This window comes from Pandoraea thiooxydans (genome assembly GCF_001931675.1).
Classification (GTDB): Bacteria; Pseudomonadota; Gammaproteobacteria; order Burkholderiales; family Burkholderiaceae; genus Pandoraea; species Pandoraea thiooxydans.
Genome location: NZ_CP014839.1, coordinates 1,152,624 through 1,167,684, shown reverse-complemented (window position 1 = coordinate 1,167,684; position 15,061 = coordinate 1,152,624). Strand labels below are relative to the sequence as shown.

At 61.7% G+C, this 15,061-nt stretch carries 10 protein-coding genes; 5 read left to right on the top strand and 5 right to left on the bottom strand.

What is annotated here, in order from left to right; all coding sequences use genetic code 11:
* Positions 1-66: 66 nt before the first annotated feature.
* Together aceF and aceE are read right to left on the bottom strand one after the other, a co-directional pair.
* On the bottom strand, positions 67-1,728 hold the full coding sequence (gene aceF / locus PATSB16_RS05315; RefSeq protein ID WP_047212996.1) for a dihydrolipoyllysine-residue acetyltransferase: 1,662 nt from the start codon (positions 1,726-1,728) through the stop codon (positions 67-69).
* A gap of 81 nt (positions 1,729-1,809) precedes the next feature.
* Positions 1,810-4,497 carry a pyruvate dehydrogenase (acetyl-transferring), homodimeric type gene (gene aceE / locus PATSB16_RS05310; RefSeq protein WP_047212995.1) on the bottom strand — a complete coding sequence of 896 codons (2,688 nt, stop codon included), beginning with the start codon at positions 4,495-4,497 and terminating at the stop codon, positions 1,810-1,812.
* Between the two features lie 308 nt (positions 4,498-4,805).
* Here aceE and PATSB16_RS05305 point away from each other — a divergent pair, with 308 nt between their 5' ends.
* The 5 genes from PATSB16_RS05305 (at position 4,806) to PATSB16_RS05285 (ending at position 11,647) form a co-directional block, all read left to right on the top strand.
* Positions 4,806-7,286, top strand: coding sequence for a PAS domain-containing sensor histidine kinase (locus PATSB16_RS05305; protein ID WP_047212994.1), 2,481 nt, complete (start codon positions 4,806-4,808; stop codon positions 7,284-7,286).
* Positions 7,283-7,909: a response regulator transcription factor gene (locus PATSB16_RS05300; RefSeq protein ID WP_047212993.1), complete on the top strand. Its 627-nt coding sequence runs from the start codon at positions 7,283-7,285 to the stop codon at positions 7,907-7,909. Before PATSB16_RS05305 ends, PATSB16_RS05300 begins: the two co-directional genes overlap by 4 nt.
* A gap of 101 nt (positions 7,910-8,010) precedes the next feature.
* Complete coding sequence (folD, locus tag PATSB16_RS05295; RefSeq protein ID WP_047212991.1) at positions 8,011-8,862, top strand: bifunctional methylenetetrahydrofolate dehydrogenase/methenyltetrahydrofolate cyclohydrolase FolD; 852 nt, start codon at positions 8,011-8,013, stop codon at positions 8,860-8,862.
* Between the two features lie 167 nt (positions 8,863-9,029).
* Positions 9,030-11,111: a M3 family metallopeptidase gene (locus PATSB16_RS05290; RefSeq protein ID WP_047216280.1), complete on the top strand. Its 2,082-nt coding sequence runs from the start codon at positions 9,030-9,032 to the stop codon at positions 11,109-11,111.
* A gap of 68 nt (positions 11,112-11,179) precedes the next feature.
* Positions 11,180-11,647, top strand: a complete 468-nt coding sequence (locus tag PATSB16_RS05285) for an Rrf2 family transcriptional regulator (RefSeq protein ID WP_047212990.1) — start codon at positions 11,180-11,182, stop codon at positions 11,645-11,647.
* Between the two features lie 53 nt (positions 11,648-11,700).
* On the opposite strand, the gene PATSB16_RS05280 is transcribed toward PATSB16_RS05285, so the two are convergent.
* The 3 genes from PATSB16_RS05280 to PATSB16_RS05270 are packed head-to-tail and all read right to left on the bottom strand — an operon-like array spanning position 11,701 to position 15,052.
* Positions 11,701-13,080, bottom strand: coding sequence for an ATP-grasp domain-containing protein (locus PATSB16_RS05280; protein WP_052892575.1), 1,380 nt, complete (start codon positions 13,078-13,080; stop codon positions 11,701-11,703).
* Positions 13,081-13,134: 54 nt separating this feature from the next.
* Entirely contained in the window at positions 13,135-13,683 is a 549-nt protein-coding gene (locus PATSB16_RS05275; protein ID WP_047212988.1) for a phosphoribosyltransferase, read from the bottom strand.
* A 28-nt stretch (positions 13,684-13,711) separates the two neighbouring features.
* Complete coding sequence (locus tag PATSB16_RS05270) at positions 13,712-15,052, bottom strand: adenylosuccinate synthase (RefSeq protein WP_047212986.1); 1,341 nt, start codon at positions 15,050-15,052, stop codon at positions 13,712-13,714.
* Positions 15,053-15,061: the final 9 nt, after the last annotated feature.

Below are 15,061 nucleotides of genomic sequence, written 5' to 3'. Positions count from 1 at the left end.
GCAAGGTCAGAAACCCGGCATCGGAGCCGGGTACCGGCGCACGCCAGTACCCGAACCCCCGAGCCGTCAGAGCATCGCTCGACGGAAGTCGTGCAACAGTTGCGCCAGATAGGTGTTGAAGCGCGCCGCTTCCGCGCCATCGATCACGCGGTGATCGTACGACAGCGACAACGGCAATATCAGGCGCGGTACGAACTGCTGCTTTGCATCGTCCCACACCGGCTGCTGGGTGGAACGGCACACGCCGAGAATGGCGACTTCCGGCGCATTGATGATCGGCGTGAAATAGGTTCCACCGATGCCGCCGAGCGACGATATCGAGAAACACCCGCCTTGCATCTGATCGGGCTTGAGCTTGCCGTCACGCGCCGCCTTGGCCAATTCCGAAGTCTCGCGGGCAATCTCGAATATGCCCTTCTTGTCGGCATCCTTGATGACCGGCACCATCAGCCCGTTGGGCGTGTCGGCGGCAAAGCCAATGTTGAAGTATTGCTTGTAGACCAGATTGTCGCCATCGAGGCTGGCATTGAAAGTCGGAAACTTCTTCAGCGCGGCCACGCACGCCTTGATGAGGAAAGCCAGCAGCGTTACCTTGACGCCCGACTTTTCGTTTTCCTTGTTCAGCAAGACGCGGAACGCTTCGAGATCGGTAATATCGGCGTTGTCGTTGTTGGTGACGTGAGGAATCATCACCCAGTTGCGATGCAGATTGGCGCCGGATATTTTCTTGATGCGCGACAGCGGCTTGGGTTCGACCGGACCGAATTTGGCGAAGTCGATTTTCGGCCACGGCAGCAAATCCAGGCCCGCTCCTCCACTTGCAGGAGCCGATACGGCAGCGCCCTGACCGCTCATCGCGCGCTTGATGAACGCGCGCACGTCGTCCAGCGTGATGCGTCCTTTCGGACCGCTGCCCGGCACGCGTGCGACGTCGACACCCAGCTCGCGCGCGAATTTGCGCACCGACGGGCTGGCGTGGCTGATCGTATGCTCGCCTTCCTGCACCAGCGGCACCAGCGGTGCGGCGGGTTCAGCTGCCTTCGCCGGTGCAGGCGCCTTGGGCACCTCGACCTGCGGCGCCGCTGCCGCGGGTGCGGCCGGTTGCGCGGCCGGCGCTGTCGCCTGAGTTTGCGCCGGTGCGGCACCGCCTTCGAGCAGGATAATCACACTGCCTTCGGACACCGTGTCGCCGACCTTGACCTTGACTTCCTTGACCACGCCGGCCGACGGGCTGGGCACGTCCATGGTGGCCTTGTCGGACTCGAGCGTGATCAGCGATTGCTCGGCCTCGACCTTGTCGCCGGCCTTGACCAGGACTTCGATGATCGGCACATCGTTGTACCCGCCGATATCGGGTACTTTGACTTCAGTCGTCCCACCAGCGGGCGCCGGTGCGGTCGGCGTGGCCGGGGCTGCCGCCGCGGGCGCGGCCGGGGCCGGCGCGCTGGCGGCCGCCTTGCCGTTGACGGCCGCGGGCGCTGCGCCGTCGGCCGACTCCAGCATGATGATGAGCGAACCTTCGGACACCGTATCGCCAACCTTGACCTTGATGTCCTTGACGACGCCGGCCGACGGGCTCGGTACGTCCATGGTCGCTTTGTCCGATTCCAGCGTGACCAGCGACGTTTCCGCCTCGACCCGATCGCCCGCCTTCACCAGTACTTCGATAACCGGGACATCGTTGTACCCGCCGATGTCCGGCACCTTGACTTCAATTACTTGACTCATTTCTGACAGTCTCCTCGCGTCTGCCCGCACTGCGAAGGGCGCACCCGTCCACAGGCGCGCCCTTTGCCGCTAGCAGGCAGCTTACACGATCATCGGGTTGGGTTTGTTCGGATCGAGCCCGTACTTGGCAATCGCTTCGGCGACCTTGGCTGCAGCGATCGTTCCCTCGTCGGCCAGCGCCTTGAGCGCCGCAACGGTGACCCAGTAGCGGTCAACCTCGAAGAAATGACGCAATTTTTCGCGCGTGTCGGAACGGCCGAAACCGTCGGTGCCCAGTACCACATAGCGCTGCGACAGGAACGGACGAATCTGATCGGCATAGGCACGCACATAATCGGTCGAAGCGATCACCGGTCCGCTCGCGTCCTTGAGGCAAGCCTCGACATGCGATTGGCGTTGCGTCTCGGTCGGATGCAGCAGGTTGTAGCGCGCCACGTCGTGGCCTTCGCGCGCCAGTTCGGTGAAGCTCGGGCAGCTCCACAGATCGGCGTCGACACCCCAATCGTTCTTCAATAGCGCGGCGGCTTCGACCACTTCGTTGAAGATCGTGCCCGAGCCCAGCAGTTGCACGTGCGGGGCCTTCTTGCTTTGCTCGCCGCGCCGGAACAGATACATGCCCTTGACGATGTCCTTCTCCACGCCCTCGGGCAAGCCGGGTTGCGCGTAGTTCTCGTTCATCACGGTAATATAGTAGTACACGTCCTCCTGCTCCTGCACCATGCGGCGCAGGCCGTCCTGCACGATCACCGCCAGTTCGTAGCCATAGGTCGGGTCGTACGAAATGCAGTTCGGAATCGCCGAGGACCACAGCAGCGAGTGACCGTCTTCGTGCTGCAGGCCTTCGCCGTTGAGCGTCGTGCGCCCGGCGGTGCCGCCGACCAGGAAGCCGCGGGAGCGCATGTCGCCGGCGGCCCAGGCCAGATCGCCGATGCGCTGGAAGCCGAACATCGAGTAAAAGACATAGAACGGGATCATCTGCTCGCCATGCGTCGAGTACGACGTGGCCGCCGCGATCCAGTCGCACATGCCGCCGGCCTCGTTAATCCCTTCCTGCAGAATCTGACCGTTCTCGGATTCCTTGTAGAACATCAGCTGGTCCTGGTCCTGAGGCACGTACTTCTGGCCTTGCTGGTTCCAGATACCGATCTGACGGAACAACCCTTCCATGCCGAAGGTACGCGATTCGTCCGGCACGATCGGCACGATCCGCTGGCCCAGCGTCTTGTCCTTGAGCAGGATGTTCAGCACCCGCACGAACGCCATGGTGGTCGAGATTTCACGCCCTTCGGCGGTCGCCTTGAGCACCGGCTCGAAAGCCGACAGCGCCGGCACCTGAAGCGATGCGGCCTTGGCGCGCCGGGCCGGCAGGTAACCACCCAGCTCCATGCGGCGCTCGCGCATGTATTCGAGTTCTTTCGAGCCCTCTTCGAACGTCACGTAAGGCACGTCGGCGATCTGCTCGTCGGTGATCGGCAGCTTGAATTGATCGCGGAACTTCTTCAGCGCATCCACCGGCATTTTCTTTTGCTGGTGGGTGATGTTCATCGCCTGGCCGGCTTCGCCCATGCCATAACCCTTGATGGTCTTGGCCAGGATCACGGTCGGCTGACCCTTGTGATTGGTCGCCTGCTGGAACGCCGCATAGATCTTGTGCGGATCGTGACCGCCGCGATTCAGATTCCAGATGTCTTCGTCGGAGTAGTCGGCCACCATCGCCTTCAACTCGGGCGAGTTGAAGAAATGCTCACGCACGTAAGCGCCGTCCTTAGACTTGTAGGTCTGGTACTCGCCATCCACGCACTCCATCATGCGCTTCATCAGCAAACCCTTCTTGTCACGCGCCAACAGGGCATCCCAGCGGCTGCCCCAGATGACCTTGATGACATTCCATCCGGCGCCGCGGAATTCCGACTCCAGCTCCTGGATGATCTTGCCATTGCCGCGCACCGGGCCGTCCAGGCGCTGCAGATTGCAGTTGACCACGAAAATCAGGTTATCGAGCCGTTCGCGCCCGGCCATGCCGATCGCGCCGAGCGATTCGGGCTCGTCGGTTTCGCCATCGCCCAGGAAAGCCCACACTTTGCGGCCGTCGGTTTTCAGCACGCCCCGGCTTTCCATGTATTTCATGAAGCGGGCTTGATAGATCGCCATGATCGGGCCCAGGCCCATCGAAACGGTCGGGAATTGCCAGAAGTCCGGCATCAGCCACGGGTGCGGGTAGGACGGGATGCCATGGCCATCGACTTCCTGGCGGAAGCCGTCGAGTTGCTTCTCGGTCAGACGGCCCAGCAAGAATGCGCGGCTGTAGATGCCGGGCGACGAGTGGCCCTGCACGAAGATCAGGTCGCCACCGTGCTTGTCGGAAGGCGCGTGCCAAAAATGATTGAAACCGACGTCGTACAACGTGGCGGCCGAGGCAAACGAAGCGATATGGCCGCCCACGTTGGTGGTCTTGCCCGCGCGCAGCACCATCGCAATCGCGTTCCAGCGCGTGTACGAACGCACGCGATGTTCGATCTCCTGGTCGCCCGGAATATGGGCTTGCTGATCGAGCGGAATGGTGTTGATGTAGGGCGTATTGGCGGAGAACGGCAGGTGTTCGCCGTTCACGCGAGCGTATTCGATCAGCTTTTCGAGCAGGTAGTGCGCCCGCTCCGGACCTTCGGCGCTAAGCACGCCTTCCAGGGATTCGAGCCATTCCTTGGTCTCTTGGGGATCGGCGTCCTGCTCGGACACGTATTTCAGAACTTCATCAGGTACGGCGGACATGGTTGTCTCCTGTCTGTCGTGGGAGTGGGCGACGCGGTCGAGCCTGTTTCGAGCACGGCAGGCTCGCCGACCTTATGCCGCGCCATTGTAAGGAGTACGCGGGGCGAAGCGCAAGAAAAATTTCAAATTACGATATATGTTTTTATAATATGAAAAGTCACGCCGCAGTGCAGCAAAAACCTCAGCGCGATTTTTCGACCTCGATACCTGTATTGACCTACCGTAGGCGTTTCACCGCGATTTGACAATGGCGGTGCAACGGGTCGCGGGGGCGCGGGCGACGGTGCCGTCTGAGCTACAATCTTGGGATGTTTCCGCACCGCGTCGCCACTCCCGCCCCCCCCACACGGCCGAATCACGCAGCCGGCCGTTCGAACCGCTGGCTGCAGGGTTTTGCGGAATCGCACTACTACCTGCTGGTGCCGCTCGCCTCGATTGTTATCTTTCTGGTGGTGATGAGCCTGATTCTGTGGAGCCTGAACCGCCGCGAGACAGAGCAGCAGCAAGATACCCTGTACCGGAATGTCGCCTGGGCGCAGCAACAGATTCGCCTGAACATGCTGTCGATCCAGGATCAGATCAGTTCGCTCGCGCGCGACACCGCCGCGGCTCCCCAGGGCCTCGGACATTTCGCCAGCGCAGCCGACGAGATGATGCAGAATCATCCTGACATCGTGTTCATGAACTGGCTGAATGCCGAGCAACGGCCGCAGTGGGCAGTGCCGAGCGATTCGCCGTTTGCCGCGCGACTGCAGGCGAGCAAGGACAGTCCGATGGAGGACGCTTTGCTGGTGGCGTTTCGTGCCGCCCGTGATTCGCGGCGACCGGCCTACTCGACGTTACTGTACGACGCTTCGGGCATGTCCTACATAGCGCTCGAAGTGCCCGTGCTGCGCGGGCGCGAATTCCTCGGCACCATCGGCGTGGTGTATTCGGTCGAGGGAATGCTGATTCATGAATTGCCGCAAGAGCTCGGCAACAAGTTCAAGGTCTCGTTCGTCGACACCCACAACAAGGAGCTGGCCACCACATCGACCCGGCCGCCGTCGCCACGCGACGTTTCGTCCGAGCTGCTGCTCGACCCTCCCGGGCATAGCCTGCTGGTGCGCGTCTATTCATATCCATCGGTCGGCAACTTCGTCAATAACACGCTGGTATGGCTAATTGTCGGCCTGTCGTGCTTCGTGCTCTGGAGCCTCTGGAGCTTGTGGCGCCACACGCGGCAACGTTTCGAGGCGCAACAGGCGCTGTTCAACGAAACATCGTTTCGCCGGGCGATGGAAAATTCCATCGTGATCGGCATGCGGGTGCTGGATCTGCAAGGCCATATCACTTATGTCAATCCGGCGTTTTGCCGCATGACGGGCTGGGACGAGGCGGACCTTCTGGGGCATGCGCCGCCCTATCCCTACTGGCCGGACGACGACATTTACGAGATGCAGCGCCGCATCGACATGACCCTGCGCGGCAAGGCCCCGTCGCACGGGTTCGAAATCCGTGTGCGGCGCAAGAACGGCTCGGTGTTCTATGCCCGTATGTTCGTCTCGCCGCTGGTAGACGCGCATGGCAGGCAAACCGGCTGGATGTCGTCACTGACCGATATCAGTGAACCCAAACGCGCCCGCGAGGAGCTTGCCGCGGCCCACGAGCGTTTCACCACGGTGCTCGAGAGTCTCGACGCGTCGGTCTCGGTGCTGGCCGTCGACAAGGCCGAGCTGCTGTTCGCCAATCGTTATTACCGGCAATTGTTCGGCACGCGACCGGAGGGACATCTCGAGCTGTCCGACGGCGCGCTCGAGTCGGCGCAAGCGTCGAGCGATTCGATCGACATGGTGGACGCCTATGCGGGTCTGCCGGCCGTGGCTCTGACTGATACGGCTTCCGAAACGCAGGAGATCTACCTGCCCAGCCGGCAAAAATGGTTTGAAGTGCGGCGCCAATACATCCAATGGGTGGACGGTCACTTGGCACAACTGCAAGTGGCCACCGACATTACCGCGCGGCGTCAGGCCGAGGAGCTGGCGCGCCAGGAAGAAGAGCGCTTGCAATTCACCGGCCGACTGATGACAATGGGCGAGATGGCCTCTTCGTTGGCCCACGAGTTGAATCAGCCATTGGCCGCAATCAATAATTACTGCATGGGAACGGCCGCGTTGGTGCGGGCAGGACGCACCAGTCCGGAGACGTTGCTGCCGGCACTCGAAAAAACCTCGCAACAAGCGGTGCGGGCGGGCATGATCATCAAGCGCATCCGCTCGTTCGTCAAACGCAGCGAACCCAAGCGTCAACCCACGAGCATTTACGAGATCGTCGCCGATGCGGTGGGGCTGGCCGAAATCGAGGCGCGCAAGCGGCGCATCCGCATCGTGACCGAGCTCCCGGCGGGCCTGCCGCAAATTTACGTCGACCCGGTGCTGATCGAACAGGTTTTGGTGAATCTGCTCAAAAACGCGGCCGAGGCGATGCAAAACCATACGCCGCCGCCGGGCCTGCGGCGCGATCTATCGATTCGCCTGCACGTGCGCCGACAGGAGAGAGCCATCGAGTTCACCGTCGTCGATCATGGTCCGGGCGTCGACGAGACCGCCATCGAACGCCTGTTCGAACCGTTTTTCAGTACGAAATCCGACGGTATGGGCATGGGTCTGAATATTTGCCGCTCGATCATCGAATCCCATCATGGCCGCCTGTGGGTGGAAAACAACTATGCCGGGGACGTGCGCAGCGGCTGCACGTTCTTTATCCTTTTACCATTTGACGCCGATACTTCATCCGTGGGGGAAGCATGACTGCCAGCAACAACAACACTGATCAAGAAACCGTCTTTATTGTCGACGATGATGAAGCCGTTCGTGACTCGCTGCGCTGGTTACTCGAAGCCAACGGTTATCACGTGCGCAGTTTCGACAGTGCCGAGCAGTTCCTGGCGCACTACGACCGGCGCCAGGTGGCATGCCTGATCCTCGACGTGCGCATGCCCGGGATGAACGGACTCGAGTTGCAGGAGCATCTGCTGGCTCAGAATATTTCGATTCCGACCATTTTCGTCACTGGCCACGGCGACGTGCCGATGGCCGTCAACACCATGAAAAAGGGTGCGATGGACTTTATCGAAAAGCCGTTCGATGCGGCCGAGCTGCGTGTGCTGGTCGAGCGCATGCTGGGCAAGGCCCGGCTTGACGCCAGCAGCCAGCGCGAGCAGCAGGCGGCCGACGAACTGCTGGCGCGTCTGACCGGGCGCGAACAGCAGGTACTCGAGCGCATCATCGCCGGCCGGCTGAACAAGCAGATTGCCGACGACCTCGGCATCAGCATCAAGACGGTCGAGGCCCACCGCGCCAATATCATGGAAAAGCTCAACGTCAACACGGTCGCCGACCTGCTGCGCCTGGCCTTGTCCAAGCGCTCCTGAGCGCGATGCCACAGGTATAACGTTTTATTCGATTGACGGCGCGAGACGCCCGGGTGCGGGCGTCGCCGGCGCCGGTTTTATTTCTCGTGTGATTCACCACCATGACTGCTACCCTGCTTGACGGCAACGCGCTTGCCAAAAAACTTCGTGCCGACGTCGCTGCCCGCGCGGCGAAACTCACCGCCCGCGGCCACCAGCCAGGCCTGGCCGTGATTCTGGTGGGCGAAGACCCTGCCAGCCAGGTCTACGTCCGCAATAAGGTCAAGGCGTGCGAAGACAACGGCATTTACTCGGTATTCGATCGTTTTCCAGCCGACTTGCCCGAGGCGAAGCTGCTGGCACGCATCGCCGAACTCAATGCCGATCCGAAGGTGCACGGTATTCTCGTGCAGTTGCCGCTGCCCAAGCACATCGACAGCCACAAGGTCCTGGAGGCGATCGCGCCGGAAAAGGACGTCGACGGATTTCACGTCGCCAACGCCGGCGCGCTGATGACCGGCGCGCCATTGTTTCGGCCTTGTACCCCTTATGGCTGCATGAAAATGCTGGAGTCCATCGAATTCCCGCTGCGCGGCGCCCGTGCCGTGGTGGTGGGCGCCTCGAACATCGTCGGCAAGCCGATGGCAATGATGCTGCTGCAGGCCGGCGCGACCGTGACCATTTGCAACAGCAAAACCCGCGATCTGGCCGCGCATACGCGCGAGGCCGATGTCATCGTCGCCGCGGTCGGTCGGCGTAATTTGATTACGGCCGACATGGTCAAGCCGGGCGCGGCGGTCATCGACGTCGGCATGAACCGCGACGACCAGGGCAAGTTGTGCGGCGACGTCGATTTCGCCGCCGTCAAGGAAGTCGCAGGCTGGATCACGCCGGTCCCCGGCGGGGTTGGGCCGATGACGATTACGATGCTGCTGGTCAATACGCTGGAGGCAGCCGAGCGCGCCGCGGGCTGATTGGCGCACCGGCATGACGGCGCGGCCCCTGACTGGACCGTCATGCCTTTGAGCCCGATGCGCGCCGGTTGAAGCAGGCTATCGGCGCCGCAGATAAAAACGACTGGAAAAACCGGCCGCTTGCCCCCACACTCATCGATAAGTTCGATTTCACGGATATGCAACCCATGAGTGCTCACGACGCCGCCAACCCGCTGCTGGATTTCTCGGATTTACCTCGTTTTGGCTCGATTCGACCGGAACACATCACGCCAGCCATCGACACCCTGCTGGCCAAAGCCCGCACGGCAGTCGAGCGCGCCGCCGACCCTGCCACGCCCGGCACGTGGCGCGACGTCGTCGAGGCGTTGGAAGATGGCACCGAAGGACTCGGCCGGGCCTGGGGCGTCATCAATCATCTCACCGCGGTAGCCGACACGCCGGCACTGCGCACGGCGCACGGCGAGAACCTGCCGCGAGTGACGGAATTCTGGTCGTCGCTGGGGCAGAACCTGGCCTTGTACGACAAATACAAGTCGATCGCCAATGGGGCTGAATACGCCGGCCTGTCGGCGGCCCGCAAGAAAATACTCGAGAACGAGCTGCGCGGATTTCGCCTGGGCGGCGCCGAACTGCCCGAGTCGGAGAAGCCTCGCTTCGCAGCCATTCAGGAACGGCAAGCGGCTCTCGGCAAAGCCTTTTCCGATCATGTGCTCGATGCCACGAATGCGTTTGCACGCTATGTCGAGAACGAAACCGAGCTGGCCGGACTGCCGGACGACGTCAAGGACGCCGCCCGCGAAGCGGCCAGCAAGGATGGGAAATCAGGCTGGAAATTCACCCTCCATTTCCCATCGTATTTCCCCGTGCTGCAGTACGCGGACAACCGCGCATTGCGCGAAGCGATGTACAAGGCCAATGTGACACGAGCTTCCGAACTGGCGCCCGAGTATGGCGCAGGCGAGGCGGACTGGGACAATACCGCGATCATTACCGAACAACTGGCATTGCGGCACGAGGAAGCGCAAATGCTCGGCTTTGCCAACTATGCCGAGGTATCGCTCGAGCCGAAGATGGCGGAGTCCCCTGCCCAGGTCCTGGGTTTCCTGGAGGATTTGGCACGCCGCGCCCGCCCCTATGCGGAAAAGGACTGGGCCGAGCTGACGGCGTTTGCCGCGCAGGAGTTCGGGCTGACGACGCTTGAACCGTGGGACGTGACCTATGTGTCTGAAAAACTGCGCCAACGGCAGTACGCGTTCTCCGAAAACGAGGTGCGACAATATTTTCCGCAGCCCAAGGTGCTGGAGGGCTTGTTCCGCGTTGCCTCGACCCTGTTCGGCGTGACCATTCGCCCGGACACCGCCGAAGTCTGGCATCCTGATGTGCGCTTTTTCCGCATTGAGAATTCGGCCGGGGAGCTCGTCGCCCAGTTTTACCTCGATCTTTATGCTCGCGAGGGCAAGCGCGGCGGCGCATGGATGGACGACGCGCGCGCCCGCAAGCGTCTTGGCGACGGGGGTCTGCAAACGCCGGTGGCCTACCTGACCTGCAACTTCCCGGCGCCGGTCAATGGCAAGCCCGCCCTTTTTACGCACGACGATGTGATTACGCTGTTCCACGAGTTCGGGCATGGCTTGCACCATATGCTGACCCAGGTGGAGGATGCCGGAGTATCGGGCATCAACGGCGTGGAGTGGGACGCGGTCGAATTGCCTTCGCAGTTCATGGAGAATTTTTGCTGGGAATGGGACGTGCTCACACACATGACCGCCCATGCCGAAACGGGAGCCCCATTGCCACGCCCGCTGTTCGACAAAATGGTCGCCGCACGAAACTTCCAGAGCGGTTTGATGATGCTGCGCCAGATTGTCTTCTCGGATTTTGACATGCGCTTGCACGCCGACTTCGATCCGAACGGGCCGCAAACGGTGCTGGCGCTCTCGCGAGAAACCAACGATCGGCTGCACGTCCTGCCGCAAGCGCCCTTCTCGCGGTGGCCCAATACGTTCAGTCATATTTTTGCCGGTGGGTATGCGGCCGGCTACTACAGCTACAAGTGGGCGGAAGTGCTGTCGGCCGACGCCTACGCCGCCTTCGAAGAGGCCGCCAGGCGTACCGGTACGGTGCTCGACGCGCAGATCGGCGCCCGCTATCGGGACGAAATTCTGGCGGTCGGCGGCAGCCGCCAGGCAATCGACTCGTTCAAGGCATTCCGCGGGAGAGCGCCGACGGTCGACGCGCTGTTGCGGCACAGCGGTATGGCGGCCTGACGTGCGTGCGCCGATTTTCCGCGTAGCGGTTCACGGTTCATGAGGCGCACGCCAGCGATCCCCAATTCATGCGACTGACTACGTTCACGGATTACTGCTTGCGCACGTTGATGTATGTCGGCGTGCGGACTGACGGCCATGCCACGCGCTCGGAGATCGCCACCGCTTACGGGATTTCGGATAACCATTTGATGAAGGTGATCAACTTCCTCGCACGTGCCGGTTATCTCGAGACGACCCGGGGCAAAGGAGGCGGCATCCGGCTCGCTCGCGCGGCTGCGGAGATTTCGATCGGCGCCCTGGTACGCACCTCGGAGGCAGACAGTCCGCTGGTTGAATGCCTCGAACAGGGGGGTGGTTCGTGCCGTATCACGCCGGTCTGCAAGTTGCGTGGAATTCTGGCCGATGCGTCCGAAGCGTTGTTTGCGACGCTCGATCGATATACGCTGGCCGATCTGCTGGAGCAGCCCGCTGGCCTCCAACGCGTGCTGCTGCATCCTCGGCGCCCCGCGTCAACCAACGCCAAGACTCGCTGACAGGCAGGCTTCGCTCACGACCACAGAAAAATTGGCGGAGGCTTTGCGCCGCTTCAGGCGGGGGCATGGCGAGACAGCAAACGGGCAAACGCATCGATGATCGCCTGCACATGGCGATTCTTATGCGCCAATGGCCCGTCGGCGCGCTCATAATGAACCCGCATGGTCGCATTGGCTTCGAACAGGAATATCCGCCCGTCGGGCAACAACGTGAAGTCGATCCCGGCGTAATCGAGATCGAGCCGGCGCCCGATTGCGGCAAGTGCTGTCATTGCGCGCGCGCCCAGCACGTCGGCCGGATTCGTCAGGAAGCGCCGCTCCTCGTCTATTTTCCAGGGATGGGCAGCCATATCCGCGGAAAAATAGTGGACCATCCAATACGACGAGATGGCCAGGTGATAGGGCCATGGCCGTCGATCGATGAAGATCATGCGGTATTTGCGGTAATAGCTATCGACACTGCGGTAGTCGAGAAACGCGCTCAAATAATGGGGCGCATCGGTGCCGGCCAGATGTTGCTCGAGGGCGGCCAGCGTCTGGCAGCGCGCCAATCCCTCGCCACCGTGCATAGCCGTGGGCCTGGCCAGTATCGGGAATGGCACGTTTTCGCTCGCCAACGTCGAGGCCAACGCCTTCGCTCCGTTGCCCCCACGTTCGACGCGGATACAGGGCGCGATGACGACGTCATCGATATCGCTCAGCAGCGCCGCCAGCCGATGGCGTTGAGTACGTGCAACCGCCGCCGGCGCATTGAGCATCGGGCGCTGACAGCGCTGCCCGAAGCGGGTAAGTCGGGCATCCATCGAAGCGGCGACGTCCGCGTCGCCGATAGCGTTGAATACCAGATCGAAAGGTGGCAATTGATGGTCTTCTTCGTCAGCCGCATAGTCGATGACATACTTGATACGCGTATAGGTATCGGTCGGTAGCAGAATTTCGAAGGGAATGTTACCTGCCTCTCGCCCCGCGCACAGGATGAGAATCGGGCGGGCCTGCTGGGCAGCCTGCTCAATGAAAACCCGTTGCGCTCGGTAAGCCTGGGCACGATGAGCTTCAGCTTCGGCACGACGGCCGGCGCCTGCGCAAATGGCGGAGAGATTCTGGTGCGCCAGCGGCAGGCCGGGCGCGACTTTTAGTACCAACCGGTACCAGGACTCGGCTGTCGCATGATCACCCTTCATGTAATAACCGGTGGCGACATCGCACAGCTCGCGCACAGAGGCATGCAGCGGGTCCGCGGCGAACGAGTCAAGCGTGTGAGCGGCGATCAAATGCGCCAATGCCGCCAGCTCATCGCCTTGACGACGCCGCGCTTCGGCCATGACGCGGTGCGATGCGGCGTCTTCAGGCTGATCGGCCAGCGTGCATTGACGGTGGGCTCGCTCAGCCTCGGTTGCATTTGTGTCGGTAGTCTGGCGAGGCTGCTTGGTCATGCGCAGTAGGCCTTGTCCGCTCGCCGCATCATGACTCTGCCCAGGCGAGGCGCGTCAGCAGCTTTCGTTGCTGCCGCGCTTGATCCAGGCGGCGAGATTATGCGGGCGCAGCGTATCGTAGCCTTCGAACGGTTGATGGATCCAGGGATTGGTGGGCAAGTATTTCACGTAGAAATCAGGCTTCACGTGTGAGCATGCCTTGAACCACAATACCGCGGACTTTACTTCCGTCACGCCTGGATAACGCTCCTGGAGATGACGGCCGACCTTCTCGAGCGTCACCCCGGAGTCGACGAGATCGTCGACGAGCAACACACGACCGCTCAGTGCGCCGCGTGTGATGGTGATGTATTGGGCAATATCGAGATCACCTCGCAAAGTCCCTTCAGCTTCTCGATAGGAACTGGTGGCCAAGATGCCCAGCGGCACGTCGTAAATACGCGCCAACTGATCGCCAACTCGCAAGCCGCCACGGGCCAGGCAGAGAATCTTGTCGAATTGCCACCCCGACTCGTGCACGGCCAACGCGAGCTGCTCAATCAGCCGGTGGTACTCGTCCCAGGAAACCCACAGATTCTTATCGTCGTTTTGCGGTGTGTTCATGAATACAGCAAACGGCCAAGGAAACCGGTCAACCCTTGAACGGATGGCGCAGCAAAATGGTTTCTTCCCGATCAGGCCCGGTCGAGACCATGTCGATCGGTGTGCCGCATACCTCCTCGATACGCTTCAAATAGCGTTGGGCGCTCTCCGGAAGCTTGTCCCATGCCTGCACGCCGACCGTGCTGGTCTGCCAGCCGGGGAAGTCTTCATAGATGGGTTCGCAGCGACTGACATCGACCGAGCCACGCGGCAGGATATCGACACGCTTGCCTTCGACGAGATAGCCGACGCAAAGGCGAATCGTGTCGAGGCCGTCGAGCACGTCGAGCTTGGTCATGCACAGGCCCGAAACGCCATTGATCTGGATGGATCGCTTCAGTGCGGCGGCGTCCATCCAGCCAGTGCGGCGCGGACGGCCGGTGACCGAACCGAATTCCTTGCCGACCGTTGCCAGTTGAAGCCCGATCGCCGCCTGGCGGGCAGGATTGTCCGCGTCGTACAGCTCGCTCGGGAACGGCCCAGCGCCCACTCGCGTGCAATATGCTTTGGTGATTCCGAGCACGTAATGCAATTGCTGCGGGCCGACCCCGGCACCGGCGCTGGCCGCGCCGGCCACGCAGTTGCTGCTGGTCACGAACGGATAGGTGCCGTGGTCGATGTCGAGCAGAGTGCCCTGCGCGCCTTCGAACAGCAGATTCTGCCCGTCGTTGTTGGCCGCATACAGCAATTGGGACACATCGGCCAGCATCGGAGCCAGTCGCGGCGCGTAGCCGAGCATGGTGTCGAGTGTCTGCTGAAAATCAACCGCTGGCGCGCCGAGATATTGCGTCAGAACAAAATTGTGATAATCGAGGTTCTCGCGCAGTCGCTCGGCAAAGCGCGGCGCATCGAACAAGTCCTGCACGCGCAGAGCCCGACGGCCGACCTTGTCTTCATAGGCCGGGCCAATGCCCCGGCCGGTCGTGCCGATCTTGTCGGCACCACGCTTGGCTTCACGGGCCTGGTCGACCGCCACATGGTAAGGCAGTATCAATGTGCAGGCTTCGGAAATACGCAGACGCGATTGAACGTCGAGGCCGGCACTTTCGAGTTCGGCGATTTCCTTGAAGAGGGCTTCCGGCGACAGAACCACGCCGTTACCGATGTAGCACGTCACGCTCTCGTGCATGATGCCCGACGGAATCAGGCGCAGAACCGTTTTCTTGCCGCCGATGATCAGCGTATGCCCAGCATTGTGCCCGCCCTGGAAACGAACCACGCCTTGCGCATGGGTGGTCAGCCAGTCGACGACCTTACCTTTGCCCTCGTCGCCCCACTGAGTACCGATGACGACGACGTTGCGCCCCTGTTTCAAAGCATTGCCGGACATAACAATAGT